The 26,344-nt window shown below is 41.4% G+C and carries 24 protein-coding genes; 9 read left to right on the top strand and 15 right to left on the bottom strand.

Features of this window, described 5'->3' with window-relative positions; translation table 11 throughout:
- The 5 genes from hemW to ABZB17_RS06075 form a co-directional block, all read left to right on the top strand.
- On the top strand, positions 1–1,101 hold a 1,101-nt coding region (hemW, locus tag ABZB17_RS06095; RefSeq protein ID WP_372648619.1), incomplete at its 5' end, for a radical SAM family heme chaperone HemW.
- 109 nt (positions 1,102–1,210) lie between these two features.
- Positions 1,211–1,645: a dUTP diphosphatase gene (gene dut, locus ABZB17_RS06090; protein ID WP_372648618.1), complete on the top strand. Its 435-nt coding sequence runs from the start codon at positions 1,211–1,213 to the stop codon at positions 1,643–1,645.
- 1 nt (position 1,646) lies between these two features.
- Positions 1,647–3,410, top strand: coding sequence for a tetratricopeptide repeat protein (locus tag ABZB17_RS06085; protein ID WP_372648617.1), 1,764 nt, complete (start codon positions 1,647–1,649; stop codon positions 3,408–3,410).
- A gap of 6 nt (positions 3,411–3,416) precedes the next feature.
- Positions 3,417–4,292 (top strand): DUF4292 domain-containing protein, encoded by an 876-nt coding sequence (locus tag ABZB17_RS06080; protein WP_082063371.1) that lies wholly within the window; start codon positions 3,417–3,419, stop codon positions 4,290–4,292.
- Positions 4,293–4,380: 88 nt separating this feature from the next.
- On the top strand, positions 4,381–5,583 hold the full coding sequence (locus ABZB17_RS06075; protein WP_372648615.1) for a murein hydrolase activator EnvC: 1,203 nt from the start codon (positions 4,381–4,383) through the stop codon (positions 5,581–5,583).
- Positions 5,584–6,041: 458 nt separating this feature from the next.
- Here ABZB17_RS06075 and ABZB17_RS06070 read toward each other — a convergent pair whose 3' ends face one another.
- The 3 genes from ABZB17_RS06070 to ABZB17_RS06060 all read right to left on the bottom strand — a co-directional run bounded on the left by ABZB17_RS06070 (position 6,042) and on the right by ABZB17_RS06060 (position 8,015).
- Positions 6,042–6,389 (bottom strand): hypothetical protein, encoded by a 348-nt coding sequence (locus tag ABZB17_RS06070; RefSeq protein ID WP_163322703.1) that lies wholly within the window; start codon positions 6,387–6,389, stop codon positions 6,042–6,044.
- A 1-nt stretch (position 6,390) separates the two neighbouring features.
- Positions 6,391–7,179: a GNAT family N-acetyltransferase gene (locus ABZB17_RS06065; protein ID WP_372648613.1), complete on the bottom strand. Its 789-nt coding sequence runs from the start codon at positions 7,177–7,179 to the stop codon at positions 6,391–6,393.
- Between the two features lie 134 nt (positions 7,180–7,313).
- A complete protein-coding gene (locus ABZB17_RS06060; RefSeq protein ID WP_045025746.1) occupies positions 7,314–8,015 on the bottom strand; it encodes a Crp/Fnr family transcriptional regulator in 702 nt (233 codons plus the stop codon).
- A 159-nt stretch (positions 8,016–8,174) separates the two neighbouring features.
- Between ABZB17_RS06060 and ABZB17_RS06055 the strand changes: the two genes are divergently transcribed.
- Positions 8,175–8,591 carry an OsmC family protein gene (locus ABZB17_RS06055; RefSeq protein WP_163322701.1) on the top strand — a complete coding sequence of 139 codons (417 nt, stop codon included), beginning with the start codon at positions 8,175–8,177 and terminating at the stop codon, positions 8,589–8,591.
- Positions 8,592–9,221: 630 nt separating this feature from the next.
- Positions 9,222–10,586: an NAD-dependent succinate-semialdehyde dehydrogenase gene (locus ABZB17_RS06050; RefSeq protein ID WP_372648610.1), complete on the top strand. Its 1,365-nt coding sequence runs from the start codon at positions 9,222–9,224 to the stop codon at positions 10,584–10,586.
- A gap of 9 nt (positions 10,587–10,595) precedes the next feature.
- Here the strand turns inward: ABZB17_RS06050 and ABZB17_RS06045 are convergent, their stop codons facing one another.
- The 7 genes from ABZB17_RS06045 to ABZB17_RS06015 form a co-directional block, all read right to left on the bottom strand.
- Complete coding sequence (locus ABZB17_RS06045) at positions 10,596–10,865, bottom strand: hypothetical protein (protein ID WP_372648608.1); 270 nt, start codon at positions 10,863–10,865, stop codon at positions 10,596–10,598.
- Positions 10,866–10,879: 14 nt separating this feature from the next.
- Complete coding sequence (gene hemH, locus ABZB17_RS06040) at positions 10,880–11,893, bottom strand: ferrochelatase (RefSeq protein ID WP_372648606.1); 1,014 nt, start codon at positions 11,891–11,893, stop codon at positions 10,880–10,882.
- A complete protein-coding gene (gene hemG / locus ABZB17_RS06035; RefSeq protein WP_372648605.1) occupies positions 11,890–13,248 on the bottom strand; it encodes a protoporphyrinogen oxidase in 1,359 nt (452 codons plus the stop codon). Before hemG ends, hemH begins: the two co-directional genes overlap by 4 nt.
- A gap of 5 nt (positions 13,249–13,253) precedes the next feature.
- Entirely contained in the window at positions 13,254–14,630 is a 1,377-nt protein-coding gene (gene hemN, locus ABZB17_RS06030) for an oxygen-independent coproporphyrinogen III oxidase (protein WP_372648603.1), read from the bottom strand.
- Positions 14,631–14,649: 19 nt separating this feature from the next.
- The gene (locus tag ABZB17_RS06025) at positions 14,650–15,873 is read right to left on the bottom strand and encodes an MFS transporter (RefSeq protein ID WP_372648601.1); all 1,224 of its coding nucleotides are present in this window, start codon (positions 15,871–15,873) and stop codon (positions 14,650–14,652) included.
- A 1-nt stretch (position 15,874) separates the two neighbouring features.
- On the bottom strand, positions 15,875–17,968 hold the full coding sequence (locus ABZB17_RS06020; RefSeq protein ID WP_372648600.1) for a TonB-dependent receptor: 2,094 nt from the start codon (positions 17,966–17,968) through the stop codon (positions 15,875–15,877).
- Positions 17,969–18,046: 78 nt separating this feature from the next.
- Positions 18,047–18,382, bottom strand: a complete 336-nt coding sequence (locus ABZB17_RS06015; protein ID WP_372648598.1) for a hypothetical protein — start codon at positions 18,380–18,382, stop codon at positions 18,047–18,049.
- A gap of 124 nt (positions 18,383–18,506) precedes the next feature.
- On the opposite strand from ABZB17_RS06015, the gene ABZB17_RS06010 reads away from it, so the two are divergent.
- Both ABZB17_RS06010 and ABZB17_RS06005 read left to right on the top strand, forming a co-directional pair.
- Positions 18,507–20,141, top strand: coding sequence for an amidohydrolase (locus ABZB17_RS06010; protein ID WP_372648596.1), 1,635 nt, complete (start codon positions 18,507–18,509; stop codon positions 20,139–20,141).
- Between the two features lie 392 nt (positions 20,142–20,533).
- On the top strand, positions 20,534–21,742 hold the full coding sequence (locus ABZB17_RS06005) for an ATP-binding protein (protein ID WP_372648594.1): 1,209 nt from the start codon (positions 20,534–20,536) through the stop codon (positions 21,740–21,742).
- On the opposite strand, the gene ABZB17_RS06000 is transcribed toward ABZB17_RS06005, so the two are convergent.
- The 5 genes from ABZB17_RS06000 to ABZB17_RS05980 form a co-directional block, all read right to left on the bottom strand.
- Positions 21,733–22,329 carry an isoprenylcysteine carboxylmethyltransferase family protein gene (locus ABZB17_RS06000; protein ID WP_372648592.1) on the bottom strand — a complete coding sequence of 199 codons (597 nt, stop codon included), beginning with the start codon at positions 22,327–22,329 and terminating at the stop codon, positions 21,733–21,735. The genes ABZB17_RS06005 and ABZB17_RS06000 overlap by 10 nt on opposite strands.
- Positions 22,330–22,417: 88 nt before the next feature.
- Positions 22,418–23,353 (bottom strand): outer membrane beta-barrel protein, encoded by a 936-nt coding sequence (locus ABZB17_RS05995; RefSeq protein ID WP_372648590.1) that lies wholly within the window; start codon positions 23,351–23,353, stop codon positions 22,418–22,420.
- 72 nt (positions 23,354–23,425) lie between these two features.
- Entirely contained in the window at positions 23,426–24,472 is a 1,047-nt protein-coding gene (locus ABZB17_RS05990; RefSeq protein WP_372648588.1) for a hypothetical protein, read from the bottom strand.
- A gap of 15 nt (positions 24,473–24,487) precedes the next feature.
- The gene (locus tag ABZB17_RS05985) at positions 24,488–24,973 is read right to left on the bottom strand and encodes an RNA polymerase sigma factor (RefSeq protein WP_372648586.1); all 486 of its coding nucleotides are present in this window, start codon (positions 24,971–24,973) and stop codon (positions 24,488–24,490) included.
- Positions 24,974–25,746: 773 nt separating this feature from the next.
- Positions 25,747–26,344: aminotransferase class IV (locus ABZB17_RS05980; RefSeq protein ID WP_372648584.1), on the bottom strand; the 598-nt coding region annotated here is incomplete at its 5' end.

Here is a 26,344-nt window from a genome sequence, read left to right as displayed (position 1 = left end):
TTCTGTCGTCAGAAATGTTATTACTGCGATTTCTACAAAACAGTAAATACTTCGCTGCAGCACGATTTTATCGGCGCCCTGAAAAACGAGGCTAAAGTACGTAAAAACTACCTGAACAACGAAACGGTTGAAACCATATATTTTGGTGGCGGCACTCCATCGGTACTTACAGCGCCGGAAATTGCTGAAATACTGGCCGTGTTGAACAAGGAATTTACAGTTAATTCGGATGCTGAAATAACCTTTGAAGCCAATCCGGACGACTTGAGCAACGCTTACCTGAAAGACTTAAAAAAGGAAAGAATAAATCGTTTAAGTATCGGAATTCAGGCCTTTCAAAACCGGCATTTGGAAAAAATGAATCGCCGGCACAATGCAGCTCAGGCTATTCAAGCCATTGAAAATGCGGCGAAAAACGGTTTCTCGAATTTAAGTGCCGATCTCATTTACGGTCTCCCTGATTTAACGCCAAAAGAGTGGGAAGAAAGTCTGAACCAAATGTTTAATCTCCCGGTAAAACACCTGTCGGCCTATCATTTAACTTACCACGAAGGAACAGCTTTTTACACCTGGCTAAAAAAAGGAACCTTAAAAGAGCTGAAAGAAGTTGAAAGTGTTGCGCAGTTTAATACGCTGGTTGATCTGTCGATTGCCAATGGTTTCGAGCATTACGAAATTTCAAACCTGGCAAAAGATCAGATGTACTCACGCCACAACACAGCTTACTGGATGGGCACAAAATACCTTGGACTGGGGCCGTCGGCACATTCGTTTGATGGTGTTTCACGCCGCTGGAACGACTCCAGTGTTGAGGCTTACATAAAAGCGCAGGCCAATAATCAAACGTATTTCGAGGAAGAAAAACTGAACGAAAACGACCAGTATAACGAATACATTTTAACCCGGATTCGTACCAAATGGGGCGTATCAGAAAAGGAACTGGAGCAACGTTTTGGTCGCGAAAAAGCAAGCTATTTTTCCCGTCAGTTAGCCAAATACAACGATACGGGTGTGCTGAAAGTCAACAACCAAATCATTACGCTAACCCGAAAAGGACTTTTTGTTTCCGACGAGATCATGGCCGAGCTGATTATTATATAATTGTTATACAATCAGTTGATTCGTTTGGCTTCAATCATAAATCTTGTTAAACCTACTGAACGGACGCATTATTTATCTATCTTAGCGGTTCTTTAAAAAAAACAGATTGATGCAGGTTAAAATCGTTAATAAATCAAAGAATGAACTACCGGCCTACAGTACAGCATTTTCGGCCGGAATGGACTTACGCGCAAATCTTAATGAACCGGTGGTTTTAAAGCCGCTTGAGCGGAAATTGGTTCCAACCGGATTATTCATTGAATTGCCACAGGGTTACGAAGCCCAGGTTCGCCCGCGTAGTGGTTTGGCTTTGAAAAAAGGAATTACGGTTTTAAATACTCCCGGAACAATTGACGCCGATTATCGTGGAGAAATTGGTGTTATTCTCATCAACCTGTCGCAGGAAGATTTTGTTATAGAGAATGGAGAACGCATTTGCCAAATGGTTATTGCCGCACACGAAACTGTGGAATGGGATTTGGTAGAAGTGCTGGAAGAAACAGAAAGAGGAGCAGGTGGTTTCGGCCACACCGGAAAACATTAAGATGAAGAGAATTTTTATAAAGGGACTTGGTATTGCATCTTTTACGCTGAGTTTACTGGCATGTTCAGGACCAAAACAGGTTACCGAACAGCAAGTGGCACAAGCTGCAATAAATACACCCACTACTGAATTAGTAGATCAAAAACAGATGGAGTTTGAGTACCTTTTTGTGGAGGCGCTAAAACAGAAAATGTTTGGCAACGCACAAAAAGCGATTCAATTATTGTCGAGCTGTTTAGAGATTGATCCAAACTCGTCGTCAGCCATGTACGAGTTGGCAAATATTCACGCCGCAAATAACGATTTTACCAGCGCTTCACTGCTGCTGGAAAAAGCCATCAGTATAAATCCTGATAATCCGTGGTACAAACTGTTGCTGGCACAAATCTATCAGCAAACACGAAAGTATTCAGAGGCAGCCGATCTTTATGCCGAGCTGGTGAAAATGGAGCCGGAAAATCTGGAATACATTTATATGAATGCTGCCTTGCTGGCCACTGCACAACGTTACGATGAAGCTATTGCCGCTTACGAACGTATGGAAAAGGAAACCGGCGTTAACGAGCAGATTTCGGTGGCCAAACAGCAGATTTATGTATCAACAGGACAGGTAGATAAAGCTTTTGAAGAGATTTACAAACTGATTGAAAACGATCCGAACGAAGCAAAATATTACGGACTGCTGGCTGATTTGTATCAGAGCCAGGGCGATTCGGAAAATGCTTTGGCCAACTACAAAAAGATTCAGGAAATGGATCCTGAAAATGGTTTTGTACACTTTTCGCTGGCCAATTATTACCTCGAAAATGGCGATGCTGAAAAGTCGTTCGAAGAAACAAAAGCCGGTTTTTCTAGCGATGCAGTTGATATTCAAACAAAAATGCAGCTGTATATGATGCTAACGGCAAACCCGGCACAGTCGCATCTTAACGAACAACAACGCGGTGAATTGATTGGCATTTTACTCGAAAAACATCCCGATGAATCGTTGGTACACACCATTCACGCGGAATCGTTGCTGAAAGAAAATAAACTGGCCGAAGGTCGCGAAGCCTTGTTAAAAGCCATTGAAATTGAACCCAACGATTATATGGTTTGGGAACGGATAATGTATATCGACAACGACTTGCAACAGTGGGATAAATTGTACGAACATACCGGAAAGATCATCGAATTATTCCCGAATCAACCGCAGGGATATTTCTTTAAAGCAATTGCCTGTGTTCAGTTGGAAAAATTCGATGAAACCATTGAACTAAGCGAAGAGGGAATGGATTATGTAGTTGAAAATCCACAACTGGAAGCCAACTTTTTAATGCTTAAAGGCGAAGCCGTTTACAAAAACGGAAACAGAACCGAAGCCTTCAAAATATTTGACAAAGCCGTTCAGATTGATCCGGATAATTACCTTACCCTGAACAATTACGCATACTATTTATCGGTTGACGGTATTGAGCTCGATAAAGCCGAACGTATGAGTGGCAGAGTGGTTGAGCGCTTCCCGGATAATGCAACTTACCTGGATACACATGCCTGGGTGCTGTTTAAAAAGGGCGAATACACGCTGGCTAAATTTTATATGGATTCGGCTATAAAAAACAGCCAGGATGAAAGTGATACTTTGCTGGAGCACTATGGCGACATTTTGTACAAAGTTGGCAAAGTTGACAAGGCTGTAGAGTATTGGATAAAAGCCAAAGAGATTGGTAGCGAGTCGGAAACTTTGGACCGCAAAATTGCAGAGAAAAAATACATTGAAGAGTAGTAGGCGATGAAGTTTTTTAGATATTTCAGGATTTCCCTGTTTATGGCGGCTGTTCTGCTTGCCGTTTCGTCCTGTAAAACACCGTCGGAATTAGCTGTCGTTGATGCGCGTCCGATAAGCACCAATAAGTTGCTGAAACGTATTGAGCAAAACGCATTCGATTACGATTACCTTACCATAAAACGTATCAATTGTAACTTTTCAAGCAGCCAGTCGAAAGCGGCTTTTAAAATCAATCTGAAAGCAAAAAAAGACGATCGTATTCTGGTGTCGATTAGTAAACTGAATATTCCCGTTGGCCGCGTTTTACTGACGCCCGACAGTGTGAAATATGTGAATTACATCGACCGCAATTATTTCATCGACGATTATTCCTACCTCAGTAGTTTTCTGAATATTGACCTTGATTTTGCCACCATACAGAGCATTATTTCTAACAATGCATTCTCGTATCGAAATGATCCGCGCGACAAGGATTTTAAAACGTTCGATGCTTTAATTGAAGACAACCAGTATGTTTTGCAATCGGAAAAAACACGGAAGCTCAGCAAACTTGAAGAGAAAGAAAACAAAGCCGAGCGCCGTTTAAAACGACTTGATGACCAGGCGCTTATACTGCAAAAAATGTTTTTTAACCCTGCCAATTTTGCTTTGAACCGCCTTTTGATCAGCGATAAAACAAACGACCGGAATATGAATCTTGTTTTCGATGATTATACCGAAGTGGAAAACAAAGACTATCCGGGAAGCATTGAAATGAACTTTCATTCGCCTGAAGAAGAAATAGAAATGAAAATCAGGATGAGTGGATTTTCAACCGAGAAGATCACTTCTTTCAGCATTAAAATTCCGGAAAAATACGAGGAGATTCGTGTAAACTAGAAACCTTTTTCCTGCAGAATTATAACTTTCTGTGAAAATATTTTAAAGTTGAACTCAGGTTCAATCCGAAATCAATACATTCGTAAACATGATTTTACGAATAAAAATACTATTCGTCACACTGGCAGTATCGCTGGTGAGTCTAACTGTGTTTGCACAATCCATAGAAGAGCTGCAAAAACAAAAGGCTAAAGCTGAAAAGGAAATCGAATACACCACGCGCTTACTTAACGAAACGCAAAAAAATGAACGTTCGTCGTTGAGTAAGTTGCGACTCATTAATACAAAAATTAACTCCAGAAGCTCGCTTATCTCCAATATGAACCACGAAATACTAATTTACGAGCAATGTGTCGCTAACAATGAGTTGGCTGTAGAGATGCTTAAAAACGACGCTCAGCAGCTAAAGAATGAATATGCCGAGATGATCAGGATGGCATATAAAAATCTTAATTCGTATGACGAAGTGCTGTTTTTGTTGTCGGCCGAAAATGTAAACCAGGCATATCGCCGGTTACTGTATTTCAAACGGTATAAAACCTATCGCGAAAATCAGGCACAGATGATTGGTGCTTTGCAGGAAGTTTTGGATGAAAGTATACAAAAACTGGAGCAGCAAACCGTTACAAAACAAACACTGATAGAACAAACCGAAAAAGAAATGGTCGCGCTGAACCAGGAAAAAAGTGCGCAAAGCAGTGAATTGCAAGAACTGCAAAAACAAAAGAACAGCCTGCAAAAAACCTTACAACAACAACGACGGGTGGAGCAGCAACTAGAGCGCGAAATTCAGGCTATAATTGAAGAGGAAGCAAGCAAAAACCGTGAAGCCGGCGGTTCAGGTTTTGCCTTAACACCCGAGCAAAAACTGATTGGCGATAATTTTGAGCAAAACAAAAGGCACCTGCCCTGGCCACTGGAAAGAGGTGTAATTGTGGAGCATTTTGGTGTACACCAGCATCCGGTTTTAACCAATGTACAGGTGCAAAACAACGGGATAAACATTGCCACCGATGTGGGAGCGGAAGTGCGTGCCGTTTTTAATGGCGAAGTAAGTCGCGTGTTTGGTATATCAGGTGGTAATACGGCCGTTATAATCCGCCACGGAACCTACCTGAGTGTTTACTCCAACCTTCGCGAGGTAGTGGTTAAAAAGGGCGATAAAGTGTCGACAAAACAACCCATCGGTACTGTTTTTACCAATACAAAAGACGGCAACAAATCGATCCTGAAATTTCAGATCTGGAAAGAAAGCACCAAACTTGATCCGGAGGACTGGATTGGCCGCTAGGAGCTGATTTAGGAATGATGATTAACGAATGCTGATTTTAGAAGTAGATATCAAAGAAACCGATATGGCTTTTCCGATCATCAATCTAAAATCGTTAATCGAAATTCATCATTCATCATTCAACTTTGCTTTAATCTCCTTAATGTATTGAAGGATTTACATCGTAACAGGAATGATGATTAATGAATGCAGATTTAAGAAGTACGTTCTAACAAGGTTGATTGTTTGTTCAAACAGATCCATCTGAAATAGTTAATCGAAATTCATCATTTTCTTATATGTTGTTTTTGGCTTATTAGATCTGGAAAGAAAGCACCAAACTTAATCCGGAAGACTGGATTGGCCGCTAGGAGCTGATTTTGGAATGATGATTAACGAATGAAGATTTAAGAAGTACGTTCTAACAAGGCTGATTGTTTGTTCAAACAGATCCATCTAAAATCGTTAATCTAAATTCATCATTCATCATTCAACTTTGCTTTAATCTCTTTAATGTTCTGCAGAATTTCCATCGTAACCGGGTTTTCGCTGGCGGCATTGCGCATTTCCTCTTTTCGCAGTCCCAGCTTGGTGTCCAGCCGCCCGAGGATCAACGAAAATACCATAAACAAAACCATCATTACCGGATAGGTGATCAACTTGTTTTCATCCAGAAAAGTACGGATCGTTTCGTCTTTAAAATCGTTTAAAAACATAAAGGCAATCATTACAAAACTAATGTAGCCAATGTACATCCGGGCACGGTCAACGTAAATTTTCCACCGGATAAATGTGCGTCTGTTTAGTTGAATACCAAAGAGTTTCATATTATTTGAGTTTTAATTTCATTTTATATTGTCTCAGAAAAGGAGTCATTCCAATGGCTTTCAGAAAATCCTGTGTTTGCCCCGATTGGTCGGCCACATTAATCACCATCGGCGTGTTTGATGCCAGCCCGGCAAAATGACAAAATAGCGTCGTTCCCAAACCTTTCAAGCGATGCTCCGGATCGACAGCAAACTGGGCTATTTTCCCTGAATAAGGATTTCCGGTAAGGTAGGCGATTGGCAGGTTATCGCTGTAAATGCTACAGGTTTTGTACTGCCCCGACTGTACAACCGTTTGTGTGGTATTCTGCCAGGTAGGCTGCCAGTCCCAAAGGTGTTTGGAAGGTATAAATTCTCCGGTTGATTCTTCCCTGATCATAGAATCTTCCGGTTTTGAAACGCCCGGGTAACCCTTAAAACATTCCAGTTCCTGAAGTATGGTAAAACCCACTTTTTTATAGGATTTTATTGCGGCAGTGTTTTTATCGATCACCTCAAGAACCACCTCGTTTACGCCGCTTTTAACCAGTTTAGGAAGTATAAATTCGTACATTAGTACCGTTGCATTTTTACCCCTGAATTCAGGTATAACCCCGGTTCCGGCATTGTACGCCGTTTTTCCCGACGTAGTATCGCGTATAGCATGAAAGATAAAACCCACCGGTTTGCCTTCGCTAAAAAGGGCCACCGAGTGCTCCAGGCTCACATCTTCCGAATCAAATTTATCCTGTAAGCTTTCGGGCGTCATTTCAATCTTTACCAGATAATCAGCAAATGCAGCATTAAACAATTTGCTGAGTTCTAGTATACTTTGGTTTTCTAGTGTCTGAAATTGCATTTTATAGTTTAGAACGGTTAGGAAGAGGTTTAAGTATTAAACAAAAAAACCGGCCATTAGCCGGTTTCTGAAAATATGTAGCGTGCTTATAAATTAGCCACCCGGGTTAGTGCAGGAGTATCTAAAAATTTAATTTTTCGTCCCTGCAATTCAATCAGTTTGTCGCTCTTGAATTCTGATAATAAACGAATTACCGATTCAGTTGCGGTGCCAACCATATTGGCCAGCTCCTCTCGTGTTAACGAAATTTGAAGTGTATTTTGGTTATCCAGTTCAAAGTTTTCTTTCAAAAGTAAAAGCACTTCTGCCAGTCGTTCGCGAACTGTTTTTTGCGCAATATCGGTAATGTAATCGTTGGCCTCGCGCAACTCGCGACAAACAATTTGTAACATGTGATGCGAAAACTGCCAGTTGTTCTGAATAAGGTACAACAGGGTTTGATAAGGAACATGACACAAGGCGGCATCGTCGATAACTTTGGCCGTTGTACACGCCAGTTCCTGGCTCAGCAACGACCGATAGGCAATAATTTCACCCTTTTTGGCAAAACGAATAATTTGCTCTTTACCGTCGATTCCTGTTTTAAAGATTTTGATAATCCCCCTTGTAACACAGAAAAAACCGGTTAGCCGGCTGCCCTCACGATAAATGATGGTGCCTTTTTTATAAAGCGAACAAGTTTTTTCGTAATTAAGCCGCGTAAATTCCTCTTCGGTTAACTTCTTAAAAAGTTGAAAACCACTCAAATTTGTTTCTTCGTCCGACGGCCTTTTAATTGCGCTTCTCATTTCCTGAACTGATTATACGTTTAATACTGGAATAACCTTTTTTTATTTTGGCTTAAAAATACAATTATCTGCATTATTCGAAAAACTATTTATATAGATAGTTAGATGTTGTATATTTGTGTACAAATTTAATGTAAAGTATTTTAAAATAAGGATGTTATGAAGCATGTAATAGATATGGCCTGGACTGACAAGCTGGCTTTTGAAACGGATATGGATGGACATAAGGTAGTTATCGACGCCACAGAAGAAGTGGGTGGCAGCGATTTAGGACCGCGTCCGAAGAAATTAATGTTAACTGCTCTGGCCGGATGTACGGGCATTGATGTGGTGATGATTTTGAAAAAAATGAAGGTTGAATTGGAAGCTTTTAATGTAATTGTTGAGGGTGAACTAACAGAAGATCATCCGAAATATTACAACAAAATGACCATCGTTTACCAGTTTAAAGGAAAGGATCTTCCGATGGATAAACTGGAAAAAGCGGTTAAACTTTCAGAGGAGAAATACTGCGGTGTTAGTGCCGTGTATCGTCAGGCAATGGAAATGAAAACAGAGATCAGGATAGTGGAATAAATTCTGGTTCGAGAAAATATATGAAAGCAATCTTTTTACAAGGTTGCTTTTTGTCTTTATGCCAGACGGGCACTTTCTTTTGCAATCGATCAAAAGAAAGCAAAAATCTTGTCAAAAAATAACCTTTTCGTTTTTTCAATGAAACGAATTAGCCCGACTGACGCCTGCCTGCGGTAGGCAGGGATTTTTGACGAGCCCGCACAAGGTATTCCCTCACGTCCGCCTTCGAGAAAAAGCGTGAAAAAAATTAATGGAGAGAACGCCTGCCTGCCGGTAGGCAGGTTAAAAAATCAAGTCTGTTTGACGCTCGTTAGACCTGAAGAATGAAGGGCTATAAGGAGGAGTTTCTTGATTTTAGTGAAAGGAATTTATTTTTAACTTTTTATCGTCAGCGGTGGCTTTTTTGAATACTTTTTCAGCTATAGGAAAAAGGATTTCATGTCTGGAAAGACGAAAAGATCATCAACTTGAATTTGTTATGCGATAAAAATATAGCTGTTTGCATAATCCGTTATTAAGAGAAGTTTACCAAATACAGTACCTAAAGAGAATGATACTCAAATTAAAATGTTTTGGGGTTAACTAAGTCCTGAAACTTTTATAATTTTAAAGGTCATTAAAGAATTCACTATGTTAAAATCGATTAATCCGGTAACAAACGAAATAGTAAAAACCTATCAAAAACACTCGGAAGAAGGCGTTGAAAAGATCATTAATTCAGTAGATAAAATATGGCATCACTGGCGAAGTACTTCCTTTCATCACCGGGGGCAGCTGATGCAAAATGCAGCCAGTATTTTACGCAGCAAAAAAGAAGAACTGGCTTTGCTCATGGCTCAGGAAATGGGGAAAGTAAAAAACGAAGGAATTGCCGAAATTGAAAAGTGCGCATGGGTTTGCGAGTATTATGCTGCCAATGCCGAATCATTCCTCGAAAACGAAACCGTAGCCACACAGGCCAGCAAATCGTATGTTTCGTACCAGCCGTTGGGTACTATTTTAGCCGTTATGCCGTGGAATTTTCCGTTTTGGCAGGTATTTCGTTTTGCTGCTCCAACACTAATGGCGGGCAACACCGCCGTACTGAAACATGCCAGCAATGTACCGGGTTGTTCCATGGCAATCGAAGACATTTTCCGCGAAGCCGGTTTTCCTGAAAATGTGTTTCGTTCGTTGTTAATTGGCAGCCCGATGGTTGAAAAAGTGATCAAACATAAAGCCATAAAAGGAGTTAGCCTTACCGGAAGTACACCTGCCGGCAAAAGTGTTGCGGCAATTGCCGGAGCAGAATTGAAAAAATGCGTGCTGGAGCTGGGCGGCAGCGATCCGTACCTGATTTTAAAAGATGCCGATCTGGAAATGGCCGCCAAAAAATGTGCTGCAGGCCGCCTGCTAAATGCCGGACAAAGTTGTATCGGTGCCAAACGTTTTATAGTGGAAGAAGAGGTTTACGCGCATTTCCTCGAGCTTTTTACCCACGAAATGAATGCTGCACACTTTGGCGATCCTTTCGACGAGGAAAGTACAATGGGACCAATGGCGCGTGAAGATCTGCGCGACGAATTACACCAACAGGTTGTTGATTCGGTAAATAAAGGCGCTGAAGTGATTCTGGGCGGCGAAATACCGCATCGTAAAGGGGCTTTTTATCCACCAACCATTCTTGAAAATGTAAAGCCGGGAATGCCGGCCTACGAAGAAGAACTGTTTGGTCCGGTTGCGTCGGTAATAAAAGTAAAAGATGAACAAGAAGCCATACGCGTAGCCAACGATACCGATTTTGGTCTGGGAGCAGCCGTGTTTACGCAAAATCTTAAAAAGGGCGAACATATCGCCGAAATTGAACTGGAAGCCGGTGCCTGTTTTGTAAATGATTTTGTGAAATCGGATCCGCGTTTACCTTTTGGCGGAATAAAAACCAGTGGATTCGGACGCGAACTTTCGGTGCACGGTATCAAGGAATTTATGAATGTTAAAACTGTTTTTGTAAAGTAGCTGCCTAGTTTACTTTTTACGCCAGGGTTTTAATCCATAGATTTTCCGGCCAACAAACTGGCCAAGAAAAAAACTTCCGAAAAGAAAGGGAGCGAGGCTCCAACTGAGTTGTATGTCGAAAAATTTACGGATTAGAATAATCAACGGAACCGGTGCATGAATGGCTACAAACCACCAAAACGATAGTTTTCGGAAACCACCGCGCAGGTAACCAAACGGCAGGCAAACCACAAAGGTTGCCAGGCAGGTGTATAGTAAATACCACTCGTGATTATTCATTGTATCTGATTTTATCAAAAGCTTTTGCGAACCAGGTATGCAAGCGTTTCCACCCAGCTTTTTTCAGTGTTTAAACTATCAACCAATTGTAATTTTTCTCCTCCTTTTTCCAGGAATTCTTCGCCATATTCAACGCCAAGTTCCAGTGTTGTTTCCAGGCAATCGGTAACAAACGAAGGTGCTGCTATCAGTATTTTCTTTTTGCCTTCCGCCAGCTTTTCTGTCAAAAGTTCATCGGTAAATGGTGTTAGCCAGTTTTTCGATAAACGCGACTGAAATCCTACTGAATACTGCGCGGGCTGCAGGTTTAATTGGGCTGCCAACAAGCGCGAAGTTTCATAAACCGTAGCGCGATAACACATAGCACCGTGCTCCGGCATTGCGTTTTGGCAACTGCAATTTTCCACTTTAATTCCCGGATGGCACTTTTCCAAATGCCGGTTCGGCAATCCATGATACGAAAATATAATATGGTCGTAATCCTGCAGGTTATATTGCTGAATGCGCTCGGCAAAAGCATCAATAAATTTAGGATCCTGGTAAAATTGACCAATCTCAAAAACTTCAGATTTTATTCCCAGCTTTTTTATCTCTTTTTGGGCGGCAACAAGCGACGTTTCAGTGGTTGACATGGCATGATGCGGAAACAGCGGCAGTAAAATCAGCTTTTCAAAACCTTTCTTTTTTATGTTTGCCAAAGCTGCTTTGTAACCCGGATTTCCGTACCGCATTCCCATAAAAATTTCGTAATCCTCACCCAGTTCTTCCTGAAGTTTTTGCTTTAACTCGTCAGAAATATAAATCAGTGGCGAACCTTTTTCGGTCCACAGCTGCTGATATAATTTGGTTGAGTTTTTCACCCTGAACGGAATGATAATCGCGTTTACCAAAAATTTCCGAAGCAGGTAAGGCAGATCGATAACACGTTCATCGTTTAAAAACTCGGTCAGGTATTTCCGAACTGCGGGAACGGTAGGCTCGTCGGGACTACCAACATTCATTAACAAAACAGCTGTTTTCTCCATCATTTATAGTCTTCTGCAAATTGGTTCGCAATTGTTCTACCTTGTTTTATCCGGTCGGCCATACCAATTCCATCGCGCATGTTTCCGGCAAGTGTGAGCCCTTTAAATTCGGTCTCCAGATCGGAAATGGCCTGCAGTTTTTCTTCGCTCTCGAAACTGTATTGCGGAATAGCATGCGGATAGCGGAAAATCTCCATCAGATCGGGCTCAAAACTGTCGAGCCCCATCATTTCGCGAACTTCACGCTCTGCAATTTCTTTTATTTTATCATCTGAATACTCAAACATTTCGGGTCTTTTAATACCACCCATAAAAACGGATAGCAAAGCTCCGTTTTCCGGCGCGCGGTTTTTTAGGAACGATCCCGGCAATAAAATACCCAGCACATCGCGTTTTTCGGCCGAAGGAACCAGTCCGCCAAACGATTTGATCGGGATGCCTTTCCACTTGTTAAAACCAAGCACCACCTGCGTAACTTTGGCGTAGGTCATTTTATCAATCGCCTTCATTTTTTCTTTCGGAAAGAAGGGGAAAAGACTTTCCAGCGCATGCGATCCGGCAGTTGAAACAACATGAGTAAATGATTTTCCATCTACCGAAAAATCCTGATTTCCGGATGTATTTACTTCCAGATTTTTACAGCCCAACTTAATATTTTCGTCGCCAATATTTTTTACCAGTGCTTTTATCAGATTATCCAGTCCGTTTTCAACCGAAAATACCTGGCGATTTGCTTTTCGTGGTGATTCCTTTTTGCGTGCTTTTTTTTGCTTGATACTGCCACCAATAAAACTGCCGTAGTTTTGCTCCAGCCAGTAAAGTTTGGGCAAGGCAAAACGGGTTACCAGCTTTTCCGGATCGCCGGCATAAACGCCCGACAAGAAAGGATCGATAGCATTTCGTAAAAAGCTTTTTCCCATTCGGCGGCGCACCATATCGGCAATTGTTTCATTCGGATCGGTGCCCGGTTTACGAAAGGGTTCACCCAGAATACGAAACTTGTCGTACCATGTAAAAAGGGGAGTGGTGATGGCTTTTATTCCGCCCATTTCCATTTCGTGCCACTTGCCGCCCATCCAAATCCAGCGTGCTTCGGCACTTTTGTTGGCGTATTCCAAGGTACAATCATCGGCCAGATCTTCAAAAAGCTCAGCCGCCTCTTCCTGACTCATCGAGCCGGTATTTGGCCCCGATTCAAAAACAAAACCATTTTTTCGGTGGGTTTTAATCACTCCACCTGCTTGTTCATCTTTTTCAAAAACCTGTACCTTAAAACCAAATTTTTTAAGGTAATAAGCTGTTGTAAGTCCGGTTAGTCCTGCCCCAATAACGGCAATGTTTAGTTGGTTTTTTTGCATGGTTTTTATAGCGCTTTTGAGAATTTTAAGGTCGCATTTCGCATGTTCGGATCCAAGCTGGCAGCTATGTTTCTTACAAAAAACCGTCCCTGTTTACTAACGTGCAGTTCGTCTTTCGAAAGCGATAAAAGCCCCTCTTCAACAAAACCGGCAAGGAACGATTCGTCGTAAATTATGCTTTGTTTAATTACTTCGGGTGAAGTTTTTAGCATTTGTGCCGCTTCCTCCCACGAAATATAATAGTTACACATCACTTCGTTGATGACGTGTCGAATGATCTTCTCCGTTTCATTCAGCTGATACCCTTTTTCAATGGTAAATTTACCGGCGTTGATCTGGTCAACGTAAGTATTGGTATCCTTGGCATTTTGTGCGTAAGCATTTTCCAGCTGGCTGATTCCGGTTGCTCCAAAAGCATAAACCTGTCCGGTTGTTTCGCGGGTACAATATCCCTGAAAATTACGGTGCAACGTTTTATTTTTAAAGGCAATACTCAATTCGTCATCGGGACGGGCAAAATGGTCGAGACCAATCGCATCATAACCGTTTTCAGTCAACAAACGATAACCCACCTCAAACATGGCCAGCTTTTTAGTTGCCGTTGGTAAACCGCGTGCATCCAGTATTTTTTGTGCTTTTTTCACCCAGGGCACGTGTGCATACGAGAACGTTACCAAACGATCGGGCGACAGACTAATAGCGCGCTCGATGGTTTTTGCAAACGATGCTTCGTCCTGAAACGGAAGACCATAGATAAAATCGAAATTCACGCTGGTTCCTTCGTGACTGCGGATCATGGCAACCAAATCTTCCTCGGGAAGAATCGACGGATCACGGTTTACATTATCCAGCACCTCCTTGTTAAAATCCTGAATACCCAAACTAAAGCGGTTAAACTTAAGAGCTACCAGGCGGTCGATGTAATCCTTATCCAGCATCGCCGGATGACATTCCATGGCAATTTCCGGTTTTGGAATAAACTCGAAAAGCTCATGAATTACATTCATAATGTCTTCCACCAACTCTATCGACAACGAGTTGGGTGTTCCGCCTCCCCAGTGCACCTGCGACACTTTACGGTCGTCGCTAAGCAGCTTTTTCACCATGCGGATCTCTTTTTTCAGCGCATCAACATAAACCTCCATTTTGTTTTTGTCGCGCGTAAGATGCGTGTTACAGCCGCAGAAATAACAGATCTTCGGGCAGAACGGAATGTGAATATAAATGGAAATATTCTGTGGATTCTCTGAATTGGATTGTTCCAACACTTTTACGTATTCTTCCGGTGTAAACTCGGGAGAAAAGAAATTTGCCGGCGGATAACTTGTATATCTCGGTACCGGAGTGTTGTATTTTTCTATTAGCTTTTGTGATACTTTCATAATACTAATTTAAAGAGTCTTAATCGGTTTCTTGTTCATACTTCAGGTAAAAACTTTTTCTGAAGACAAATGGCAACAGGACAAGGATAAGTATTCCGAGCCCTATTTCTATGGCAAACAGCCCGCGGTAGGTAAGCGCATCGGCCACTTTTCCGCTCATTATCGCAATAACAAGGCTGCTGAGGTGTGTAATAACTATCTGAATGGTAAAATCGGTTCCTTCGCGCCCTTTTCGAACCACGTGCATGCTCATGGTATACACAAATACCGACGACATGGCGTAAGCCCCCCAAAGCAGCGCAACACCAAGGTATACCAACCATAAGTCGTGATCGGTATAGGTTAATCCGAAAAAGAAAGTGGCCACCAGTACATTAATTACCGGAAATATCCACACCGCTTTGGTAATTCCTTTTTTGCGGAGCAGAAACCCAGCAGGAACGGTCATTAAAACACCACAGGCCGTTCCGAATATTCCGGAGATAATTCCAATTTCTTTAATGTCGTAACCCAGGTCGACAAAGTAGGGTTTTATCATGGTTAAAATCCCGATTATTCCTGAATAAAACAGGAAGAGCAACAAAAGGTGTGCGCCAATTTTTCTTTGCCTGAAGAAGTAGATAAACTCCAGTGGCGATACATTTTTTGTTGAACGATCGGGTTCGTTTCCGTTGCGTGCGTTGTACAGCGACACCGGAATGAGTGCAAACAACACAAACAAACCGAGCGAGCGCAACAACCATAACCAACCAAAATAATGGTAGATAATGAGTAAAACACCGCTGCCCATCATGGTTCCGATAAAACTACCGGCCGATTGCATGCTGTTTCCAAGGCTGCGTTCGTTTTTATTCAGAATAAGAATGGCAAAAGCATCGGTGGCAATATCCTGCGTTGCCGATGCCGTAAATGCAATTACCATCAGAATAATAATGGTGGTAAAATCGGTTTGCAGGTTTAAATAACCAACGGACATGATGATGAGCGCATAAAAAGCCTCCGACATAATGATCCACCTGCGGTAGTGCCGTTTGTTTTTACTGGTTTTATCAACCATTGGCGCCCACAGCATTTTTAGAATCCATGGCAGTTTTATCAACTGGATATAACCGATAGATTCCAGCGAGTAGTTCTCCATCCGCATGATCACGGGGATCACCGTAGAGAAAAAACTCATCGGGATCGACTGCGCCAGGTAGAGGCTCAGCAGCGTATAATATTTTTTTATTTCGCTTTGTTTCATTTTAGAAGTTTACCTTCAAATTTACGCCCATTGTGGCCGGTTTTCCCGATTGAGCATACGAGTTTCCAACAGCCTGAAAATAAAACGAATTGTACTCAGCATCAAGGATATTTTTTCCCCAGAAAGATAACTGAATATTTTTTGTATCGAAACTGATACGCGAATTCAGCAATCCGTAATAATCCTGATAAGCAATATTCGTTTCTTTCCAATAATGTTTTCCAAAGCCATTATAAGTCAGGTGCAAGCGAATTTGTTCAAGCCAGCCCGAATTAACTGCAATTGTATAGTTTCCGCCCATGTTAAATGAAAAGCGGGGAACGTAAGGCAGGTAGTTTCCGCTGTAAATTTCGTTTTCGTTTTTTTCGTATTCCACAAATTTTGCATCGTTGTAACCAAATGCAAGCCAGGTTTCAAGGTTTTTCGCCGGCAGTGCTTTAATTTCAAACTCAACACCTTTACTTTCCGATTTACCGGCGTTGGTTAGCATCGATCCGGTTCCGCTGGGTACGGTTTGGTAAATTTGCTGGTTATCCCAGTCGATATAAAACAGGGCAAGGTTAGCGTAAATACGCTGTTTCAGCCACTTTGTTTTTATCCCGGCTTCGTAGTTCCACGAGCGCTCAGGATCGAACGAACGGTCTTCGTCGCGTTCAAAGGTTGAGTTAAAACCTCCGGAGTTATACCCTTTGGCAATGGTTGCATAAGGAACCAAGTATTCTGAAATGCTATATTTTACAGCCAGTTTCGGAAGAATTTCAAAGAAATCCATATCACTTTCAAAAGCTTCCTCATTCTTTAGATTTCCGTTTAACGACCGATCATAAACATAGTCGAGGGTTGCTTTTTCGTAATCGGCACGAATTCCTGCGGTTAGCGAAAACTCTCCGAATTTAAGCGTTGACTGGTGGAAAAAGGCAAGTCCCGAATTGCTGTTGTCGTAATATTTGGTGTACGAATATTCGGTAAAAGGCATGTTGGCCAATTGATCTTCACCCATTTCCAGGTGCACTTCTTTATCAAGGCCCTGGTGAAAAGCAAACGCGCCAAACAGCCATTCGTAAGTTTCGTTTTCATACGACTGGATATTTATCTCCTGCGAGAACATATCAATATCCTGGTCCTGCGTTACAAAGTATAAATCGGTGGTGGTAAAATCCTGGTCAATGCCCTGTTCGTCGTTTACCGATTGAAAACTACTAACAGCGCGGATTTGAAAGTTATCGGCAGCATAAGCAAGGTTTAATCCTGATGATAAAAGCTTACGATCGTAACCACTTTCGCGGTTGTAATTTACTTCGCTGATTTCGTTGGTTTCGTCGTTATAAATAGCGTAAGGATAGCCACTTTGGCGGCTGTCTTCGTATTGCAGATTTCCAGTTGCTTTAAAACGGTCTCCGGGAGTAAAAAGTAGTTTTAAACGCCCGGAATAAGAGTCGAGTTCGTCAGCTTTTTTATTGTTGTATTGGTTGGTAAAAAAGCCATCGTTATGGCGAATACCCAGGTTTCCTAACACGGCAAATGATTTGCTGATAGGCTGATTGTGAGAAACCTGAGCATTTAACTGGTTGTAATTACCGTAGTCGGTTGTAATTTCGGTAAAGCGCTCATTTCCCGGTTGGCGCGAAATGATGTTAATCAGTCCGCCCATTGCATTTCTTCCGTACAAAGTTCCCTGGGGGCCACGTAAAACTTCAATTTGCTGAATATCAAAAAAATCGAAGTTAAAGGCAGCTTTTTCAAAGTATGGAATACCATCGACATACAAACCTACCGATGGCGTGTTTATGCGGTTTCCAACCCCGCGAATGTATACCGGCGAAGTAAGTTTCGATCCGTAATCGGGCATAAAAAAGTTGGGAACAATAGCCGATACGCCGGTCAGGTCTTCTACACCGTTGTTTTCAATAAGCCGTTCGGGAACCATTGTTGCAGCTGCCGGAATATTAAAAATGTTCCGGTTATATTTTGGCGATTTTATTTCAATATCTTCTAACTGATAATGTTTGATAGAGTCGGTTTTTTCATCTTGCTGGGCATTTACTGTGCTGTTAACCAGCAATGCCATAAAGAGTAGTGCATAAATATTTTTCATGGATTTTCTTTAACAGAATAAATATGATTTGCTTGCAATAAGCAAAGGTTAATGGTATAAATAATAGGTTGAATATAATCAGGCTATTGCGGGAGGGGGACGACAAAATGAACCTTCTAAAAAACAATCCTGACAGGTGAATGGAGTGAAGTAGGTTCTCCATTTTTGCTTGATTATTAGGTTGCTATAGTTTTTGAAACCCGAGGAGTCGTAGTTTTCGGGCTGGAAAAAATGATACACATTAACTGACGACGCTTTTGTTTGATTTACATGGTACTCGATCTGGATCGATTTTTCGGCAATCTGTATTTTTCCTTCCTGAACCTGCTCAACGCCAAAAAGCAAAAACCAGGCATAACAGGCAATAAACACCAGATAGGGGATATGCGTTGTAAATATGCCGACTGTAAACATTTTCGCTTTTAAGTTTCAGTAAGTCGCGCAAATATAAGAATATATAGTTGGAAAAGCCCTTCAGTTTTACTGTTTTAAAATATGCCGCAAAAGGCTACATTTGTGGCTAACCAAAAAATGAACTATGTATTTTTTTAAGGCATTAATCCTATTATTTGTAATGACATCGTGTACACAAAAAGAAAAAGCAGACCTGATTGTTTCAGGAGCTTCGGTTTATACTGTTGATGATGAATTTTCGGTTGCTGAGTCGTTTGCCGTTAACAACGGGAAAATTGTAGCTGTTGGTACTTCACAGGAAATCAGTGATAAGTACGATTCGGATACTATTATTGACGCCGAGGGGAAGTTTATTTACCCGGGATTTAACGACGCACACTGTCATTTTAATGGTTATGCGATAAACCTGTTACAATACGCCGATTTACGCGGAACAAAAAGTCAGGAGGAGATTTACGAGCTGTTAAAAGAACACCACGATAAATTCGGTGGCGAATGGATTTTAGGGCGTAGCTGGGATCAGAACGATTGGGAAGACAAAAATTTTCCTGATAAAACAAAACTGGATGAGTTATTCCCTGACATTCCGGTTTACCTGGTTCGTGTTGACGGACACGCGGGTTGGTGCAATTCTAAAGCGTTGGAACTGGCAGGTATTTCGGCAAATAGCAAAGTTCAGGGCGGGGAAGTGTTAGTGAAAAATGGTGAACCTACCGGAGTTCTAATCGATAACGCCATGGGTTTTGTTGGAAAACTGATTCCCGAGATGACTGCTGATCAGCAGGAAAAGGGCTTGCTTGAAGCACAGAAAAACTGTTTTGCTGCGGGCCTTACATCGGTTACCGATTGCGGGCTTGATAAAGCAACCATTTTACTGATGGATGAAATGCAGGAGTCCGGCAAATTAAAAATGCGGGTGAACGCCATGCTGAATCCTACGAAAGAGAATTTCGATTATTTTGTGAAAAAAGGGGAAGCCTGGAAAACCGACCGTTTATTGGTGAATACCATAAAAATTTATGCCGATGGTGCCTTGGGGTCAAGAGGAGCGTTGTTGATGGACGACTACTCGGATGATAAAGGAAACAGCGGACTGCAAATTGAAACGCAGGAGTATTACGATATGATTTGCCAGCTGGCTTTCGACAATAATTTTGTGGTTGCAACACATGCCATTGGCGATGGCGGGAATCGTTTAATGCTGAACACTTACGGCAGGTTTCTGAAAGGGAAGAACGACCGACGCTGGCGTATCGAACATTCGCAGATCATTAATCCAGATGATTTCGAAAAGTTTGCCGCGTTTTCTATTGTTCCTTCCATTCAGCCAACGCATTGCACCAGCGATATGCCCTGGGCTGAAGACCGCGTTGGAGATGAACGGATAAAAGGCGCTTATGCTTACCAAACCTTACTGCAGCAAATGGGATGGCTGCCTGCCGGAACCGATTTCCCGGTAGAAAATATTTATCCGCTGTATACCTTTTATTCGGCGGTATTCCGCACCGATCATGATGGTTGGCCAGAAGGTGGCTGGCAAAAAGATGAAGGACTTACACGCGAGCAAACGCTGCGTGCAATGACAAGCTGGGCGGCCAAATCATCGTTTGAAGAAGATGAAAAAGGTCAGCTTGTTCCCGGAATGTGGGCCGACTTTGTGGTGTTGGATACCGATTTGATGAAAGCGGAACCAAAAGAAGTTTTAAACACTAAAATATTGAGTACCTGGAGTGCCGGGGAAAAAGTGTTTGAGTTGTAGGAATTACAATACGCTAATGGAAAAGGGATAGAAGCCGGTTGGGTTTTATCCCTTTTTTATTCGATAGAAAGTTACTTGTTCTTTTTCACTGCTTCATTATTTGTAATCTTGTTCCAAGCGTTTTTGTACACATTATTTCTTCTGGAATCTTAGATTTTGGTGGAATTAACCCATGACTTGTGGATTTATAGTTCTACTTCGGTCAGTATGAATGTTACGGTGAGCGGAGTCGAACAGTGATTAAAAGTCATTCCTTAAATAATTCCGACCATGTCAATTTATCAATTCATTTTATCATCTGTTTTGAAAATTATTTATAGTGTATATTACAAATGGATAAGAATATATGTTAATAAAAATAAAAGAATTATATTTGTAATAAATAAATTGTAATGATTTTAAAATCAGACTTAAAAATACTAATTGATTCACAGATAAATTCTTCTGAACGGATTAATTCCTATATAAATAGAGAGTTAGTTGATCAGATACTGAATGAAAAAAGTGAGTTAATTATTATAACGGGTTTAAAACGGACCGGGAAAAAATCGGTGCTTTATCAGTTAAAAAGTAGGTACTCCGATGCTGCTTTTTACATCAATTTCAGGCATCCCGGGTTTTATGGTTTTGATCAGAATGATTTTTTTAAGCTGGATGAAATCATTGCAGCAACTGAAAGCAAAATATTGCTGCTCGACGGAGTAACAACAATGGAAGGTTGGCAGGATTATATTCGACAGAAACTGGATGAAGGCTTTCAGGTAATTTTTACGACATCGAATGCCAGAGTACTAAACAATGAAAAGGGAAGGAGTTTAACCGGTAGGTACATTAGCAAAGTGATTACACCGCTTTCGTATGATGAATTCTGCGAGTACCATTCGCTGGAACGGGATAAAAATTCGGTATTGGATTACATGGCAAAAGGCGGTTTTTTTGTGCCCGAAACCAACCGTGATGAATTTTTAGGTCAGTTGTTTGACGACATCGTAGTGCGCGAAATTGGCTTAACCAGCGGCATTCGCGATTTGAGGGCGTTTAAACGGCTCAGTTTGCATTTATTGCGCCATGTTGGGGAAATGATCACTGCGAATCAGTTAAAGAATACCTTAGGTATAAAAACAACTACTACGGCGATAGATTATTTGAATTTTCTGGAGGCCGGATTTTTAATGTTTTATGTTCCAAAATTTAGCTACTCGCTGCGAAAACAGCTGGTAAATCCTCGTAAAGTGTATGTGGCCGATACGGGTTTTGTAAGCGCTGCAACTTTTAATATTACCGATAAAGTTGATCACCTGCTTGAAAATCTGGTGTTTCTGTACTTAAAATCGAAATTTACTGAACTCTTCTATTTCTCGGAAGACGGCTACTGCGATTTTATTGGCTTTGGTAAAGATCAGGCGAAAGTTGCTGTGCAGGTGTGTGCTACGCTGGAGCAGGATAAGCTGGAGCAGGAAATAAATGGTTTGCTGAAGGCTATGAATTTCTTCGGTTTCAAAGAGGGAACTTTGGTAACATTAAACCAAACGGATACATTTATTCGCGATGATAAAACTATTCATGTTAAGCCGTTTTATCAGTTTGCAACTCAGAAATAGCGTCTCACTGTTTTTGCGTAGTTTTTGTAATCCTTTCCATAATTTTTATGCATAAAACGTTCTTCTTTTAAAATAAAAAGGTGGATGGAAACAAGCGTCAGTAAACAGATTGCGATAAAAAAGAGGGAGGGAAATATCAGGGCAATTCCAACAAATAAACAGTTAATAGCCAGAAAAAACGGGTTACGCGACCGGGCATAAATTCCGGAGGTCACCAGTTTGCCCAGATTCCCCTTGTTTAATCCAAAACGCAGCGATTGGTTTAATGCTCTTAAACTGACTAACATTAACAAATTAGAAAGTAGAAGAAGCACAATTCCACAAGTGGTGAATATCACGTTGCCAATTAACAAGGGGTGCAACACATCGGGAAGGACGGAAAAGTGGATAAGACCTGCTTTATAAACGAGTTCATTTAAAAAGATGAAAAAGAATACGATTAAAAAAGCGGATGAAATTATGGCTTTGAAACTACTTTTTCTGTCAGACAACTTTGTTCCTTTTCGTTGCAAAACGAAAGCCCGGATACCAATTTGCAGGCAAAAAACTAAAAAGCCGATCAGCGGTATTAAACGAATGATTTCCATGAACTAAAAGTACGCGAAGCAACTGTTAAAGCAAAAAAATCCCCGGCAAAAATTACCGGGGACATGAGTTATATATGTTGTTTATTCTCTAGATATTTGGGAACGAAACACCGATCATCAGTGGATATGCTTCAGGGCCTCTGCCATTTTTAAACAACGATGTCATGCTGTAGTTGGCAAAAATACAGAAGTCGCCAAAACCAATACGTCCGGTAAGTTCGTATTTCCACTGGTTAACGTTGTAACCACTTTTCGATTTTTCTTTGCCGCCCTTGTAATACTTGTATTTGGTGTGCGAGCCCAGGTAAAGACTGCCAATAACACCACCGGCCAGGTACATGCGCGAGCTACCCATACGAAGCGGGGTTTTCACCTCGAGAATTAAGGGAGCAGTGATATAATTTACATGTAATTTCGATTTTTTTATTCCACGACCTTCGTCGTCGTTAGGCAGGTATACAGGGACTGTCATTCCGCCACCATCCAGTTTTTCAATGGTTACGGGATCGTTAAAGGTATAGTCGTTAAAACTCAGCCCAAGACCGGTTACCACGCCAAATGTTTTGCGTTCGTTTTTGAAAGCGAACTCGGCAAAGTTCAGATTCCAGGATAAGGATTTGCCCGGATTCAGATCGAGAAAATCACCAAAGTCGTCGTAATCACCATCGTATATCGAATAATCTGTTCCAGTCATTATGTTTACACCAACTTCAAGGCCTGCCCAGTGCGGGTTAAATCGTCCTGACCATTTTGGGCGGTTATTATCTTTTTCAACTCTAACGTAAGTTCCGTTGTGGCCTTCAATAACTTTAAAGGTACGTCGGCCAATACGAACATGAGTAGTGTCGCCCCAGTCGTCGGTAATTACTTCAACGCCGTCGCCAACAGCTACCTGCACTTTGTCGTCGTCTTCAATTACTGTCACAACGTTCTTTTTTAATACTTTAACCTCGGTGGTGTCGTTTTGCGCGAATAGATTTGTGCTTAATACGCAACACAAAATTAAGATCAATAATTGTTTCATTATTTCTACGTTTAAATGTTTCTGATGCTGTGACGGACGTGTGGTTTTAAAAGTTACAGGGAAATAACAAATTTATTCACCCACCTCATTTCTTCCCGGAATAGAAAAGGCCAGCAAACGTGATTCGTAGGTGTAATTTACCACTTTGCCGTTGTTGTTGGTTTTGTATTCGAACCGATCATCAGAAATACTTGCAATCAGGTCGAGACCGGCTTTTGAGATATTTCGCAAATTGAGTTTTTCTTTAACGCGATCAGCCAATAGCATTTCATCATCGTAAGTTTCGGCCGGGTAAATAATGTGCATGGTTGCCAGTGTTGCAGTTGGTTGTTCAACGTTTATCGAGGCGTTTATAGATTGCAGTTCTTCAGGAACAATAAGTGTTTCGCGCATGGCGAGTAACTCATCTGGTGCAGAAGTGACGCTGTTATCTTCAACCATGTCTTCAACGATTGGCTTTTTCGGACTGATTTGTTCAATTGGAATCGGAGCCTCTGTTGGTATATTTTCGGCAACTTCAGTTGTTATATTGTTATCCGTGATTATAACCGGTGTTTGTTCAATCGTTTTTTGAGGAGCCTTTTCCACCTCGGCAATTTGTTGCGATGTGATTTCTTCAATCTTATTGTTACGGTTTAAAAGGTTAAAAATTACCAGGCCAAAAATTAGAACAGCTGCTATACGGCTTGTCCAGAGTAGAATCGTTTTGCCAGGGGCTTTTTTGTACAACTTTTTCCTATTCGCAAAAACAATGCTTTCATCAGCCGTTAATATGGTTTTTTGAAAAGCTGCAGCCTGTTTTTCCTTTTCCGGATTACGGGCCAGATATGTTTCAAAATCCTGTTTTTCGGATTTGCTTAAGTCGCCTTCAAGCAATGCTATGGCAGCGTTGTCAAATGCTTCGTGATTGTCGTATTTGCTCTTATAAAGATCTGTTTTATTGTTGAACCTTACTTTCTCAGGCTCCAGCGAAATGGATTCGTACAGTTCCAGTTCTTGTTTCAGGTCGGGATTCGCTTTCAGAAACGCAATAAAGCTATCGATCATCCCTTCATCGAGGTTGCCCTCGAGGTAATCGATAAAATAAGCTTCGTAATTTGTTCTCTTAATCTCCTTCATGTTCTGCCCCTCTTTCTATGCCACAGCCTCGATGCTACCAATATATTTCTTCAGAAACAACCTTGCCCGGTAAATGTAAACTTTCACCTGCGATTCGCTTAAATTCGTCAGCTCACCAATTTCCTGGTAGTTGTATCCCTCATAATCGCGCAACAAAATTACCATTCGTTGAATCTCCGGTAGTTTGTTAACGGCCTCTTTCAGTATTTCGCTTAAGTCGGAATAGTTGCTTTCGTGTCCTTCTTCCGGCAAGCTCATATCCTCGGCAAATGCCGAACGTTTTTCCTTGCGTATACGGTCGATCATCGTGTGGTAGGCCGTTGTAAAAAGGTACGATTTTACTTTCGTGCCATCCACGTTCTTGCGGTTCTTCCACAATTTCTCGTAGCTGTCCTGCACAATATCCTGCGCGGCATGCACATCTTTTATACTTTTCAGTACAAAGCGGTACAGACGATCTGAGTAATTGTCAACTGCAAGGTTATATTCGGTAATTGTCATTTGTTTTTGAACCTCGTTCGCTAAATACGACGGACAAGTTACGGGATAGTTACAGTAGAAATAAAAAAAGCACCGAATTTTTTTGAATGGAATAAGGTTAATAAGGTTTGGAACGGTGGCTCAAATGGTTTCTACTAAGGTTACGGATGAAGAATAAGGTTGTTTGTTATGAATATACTAACAAGTGTTACGATTTTTGAGTTTGATTGTAATTCATTAAAACCTTACTTTAAAAGAATAAACCTTAGTAGCCCTGGATTCAAAATGGTAAATAAACCTTATTAACCATCTCGATTTATAAACAAAATATTCATGATTCCCGGGTATCACCAACATGAATGAAAGTAAAGTCTTTTACGGCATCTCATAAAAATGGCCGGAATACAAGGCGCACACAACGATTGTGCGTTGAACAGCTTACTGGTTGCGCCTTTAAATTACCGCACATCAACCCCGGGTTTCACCCGAGGTTAGTCACATTTTATCCCCTCGGGATATTGAACTGAATTACAAAGTTTAGACGAGTTTATAGACCTGCAATGTCGCAATTGCAAGTTTTTATGACGCTGGAAGCGTCGAATGTGAATAACCCGGTGCGTAGCGCCGGGATGAAATGACCAAAGGGAAATCGTCCGGTGAAAAAAGCAGATCGAAGCCAGATGGTTCTCCCGGACGAAACTCAAACGGCAATACACATAAAAAGATGGGGACTTTCAGAAAAAAAAACCGTTCTCTAAAAAAAGAACGGTTTCATATATTTCTTGAATAAATTTTTATTCAATTATCTCCACCCAACCATGTGTGTCGGGTTCGTCGCCGTATTGAATTGCGCGAAGTTTGTTGTATAATTTTGTCGACCATTCGCCGGCTTCTTCCTGATTGCCGTATTTAAACCACTTGTCGTTGTCGTTATCGTAAATACCTTTAATTGGCGAAATTACAGCAGCAGTTCCGCAAGCTCCAACTTCATCAAACTCGGCCAGTTCTTCGTACGGAACTTTCCGGCGCTCCACCTTCAATCCCATTTCTTCGGCCAAAACGATAAGGCTTTTGTTAGTGATAGATGGAAGGATTGAAGCCGATTCCGGCGTAATGTAAGTATTGTTTTTTATGCCAAAGAAGTTGGCCGGGCCGCACTCGTCGATGTATTTTTTCTCTTTACTATCGAGATAAAGTACAGCCGAGAAACCGTTTTTCTTGGCTTTTTTACCTTCGTACATGCTGGCAGCGTAGTTTCCGCCAACTTTATATTTTCCTGTTCCTTGCGGAGCAGCACGGTCGAATTCGCGGTAAATTACCAGGTTGGTAGGTTTAAATCCTTCAGGGAAATAAGGACCAACAGGCATTACAAATACCATAAACAGGTACTCT

Source organism: Draconibacterium sp. (genome assembly GCF_041583095.1).
GTDB lineage: Bacteria > Bacteroidota > Bacteroidia > Bacteroidales > Prolixibacteraceae > Draconibacterium.
The sequence above is the reverse complement of the archived record's forward strand: the minus strand, read 5'-3'. Positions and strand labels throughout refer to the sequence as shown.

What these genes read in the sequence shown, in the direction of transcription:
- ABZB17_RS06060 (WP_045025746.1), bottom strand. Translation starts at nt 8,015, where the DNA reads ATGAGAAGCGCAATTAAAAGGCCGTCGGACGAAGAAACAAATTTGAGT.
- hemH (WP_372648606.1), bottom strand. Translation starts at nt 11,893, where the DNA reads ATGATGGAGAAAACAGCTGTTTTGTTAATGAATGTTGGTAGTCCCGAC.
- ABZB17_RS06070 (WP_163322703.1), bottom strand. Translation starts at nt 6,389, where the DNA reads ATGAAACTCTTTGGTATTCAACTAAACAGACGCACATTTATCCGGTGG.
- ABZB17_RS05995 (WP_372648590.1), bottom strand. Translation starts at nt 23,353, where the DNA reads ATGAAACAATTATTGATCTTAATTTTGTGTTGCGTATTAAGCACAAAT.
- ABZB17_RS06025 (WP_372648601.1), bottom strand. Translation starts at nt 15,873, where the DNA reads ATGAAACAAAGCGAAATAAAAAAATATTATACGCTGCTGAGCCTCTAC.
- ABZB17_RS06000 (WP_372648592.1), bottom strand. Translation starts at nt 22,329, where the DNA reads ATGGAAATCATTCGTTTAATACCGCTGATCGGCTTTTTAGTTTTTTGC.
- ABZB17_RS06020 (WP_372648600.1), bottom strand. Translation starts at nt 17,968, where the DNA reads ATGAAAAATATTTATGCACTACTCTTTATGGCATTGCTGGTTAACAGC.
- ABZB17_RS06015 (WP_372648598.1), bottom strand. Translation starts at nt 18,382, where the DNA reads ATGTTTACAGTCGGCATATTTACAACGCATATCCCCTATCTGGTGTTT.
- ABZB17_RS05985 (WP_372648586.1), bottom strand. Translation starts at nt 24,973, where the DNA reads ATGACAATTACCGAATATAACCTTGCAGTTGACAATTACTCAGATCGT.
- ABZB17_RS06005 (WP_372648594.1), top strand. Translation starts at nt 20,534, where the DNA reads ATGATTTTAAAATCAGACTTAAAAATACTAATTGATTCACAGATAAAT.
- ABZB17_RS06075 (WP_372648615.1), top strand. Translation starts at nt 4,381, where the DNA reads ATGATTTTACGAATAAAAATACTATTCGTCACACTGGCAGTATCGCTG.
- ABZB17_RS06085 (WP_372648617.1), top strand. Translation starts at nt 1,647, where the DNA reads ATGAAGAGAATTTTTATAAAGGGACTTGGTATTGCATCTTTTACGCTG.
- ABZB17_RS06050 (WP_372648610.1), top strand. Translation starts at nt 9,222, where the DNA reads ATGTTAAAATCGATTAATCCGGTAACAAACGAAATAGTAAAAACCTAT.
- ABZB17_RS06010 (WP_372648596.1), top strand. Translation starts at nt 18,507, where the DNA reads ATGTATTTTTTTAAGGCATTAATCCTATTATTTGTAATGACATCGTGT.
- ABZB17_RS06055 (WP_163322701.1), top strand. Translation starts at nt 8,175, where the DNA reads ATGAAGCATGTAATAGATATGGCCTGGACTGACAAGCTGGCTTTTGAA.
- hemG (WP_372648605.1), bottom strand. Translation starts at nt 13,248, where the DNA reads ATGCAAAAAAACCAACTAAACATTGCCGTTATTGGGGCAGGACTAACC.
- ABZB17_RS06080 (WP_082063371.1), top strand. Translation starts at nt 3,417, where the DNA reads ATGAAGTTTTTTAGATATTTCAGGATTTCCCTGTTTATGGCGGCTGTT.
- hemN (WP_372648603.1), bottom strand. Translation starts at nt 14,630, where the DNA reads ATGAAAGTATCACAAAAGCTAATAGAAAAATACAACACTCCGGTACCG.
- dut (WP_372648618.1), top strand. Translation starts at nt 1,211, where the DNA reads ATGCAGGTTAAAATCGTTAATAAATCAAAGAATGAACTACCGGCCTAC.
- ABZB17_RS06045 (WP_372648608.1), bottom strand. Translation starts at nt 10,865, where the DNA reads ATGAATAATCACGAGTGGTATTTACTATACACCTGCCTGGCAACCTTT.
- ABZB17_RS05990 (WP_372648588.1), bottom strand. Translation starts at nt 24,472, where the DNA reads ATGAAGGAGATTAAGAGAACAAATTACGAAGCTTATTTTATCGATTAC.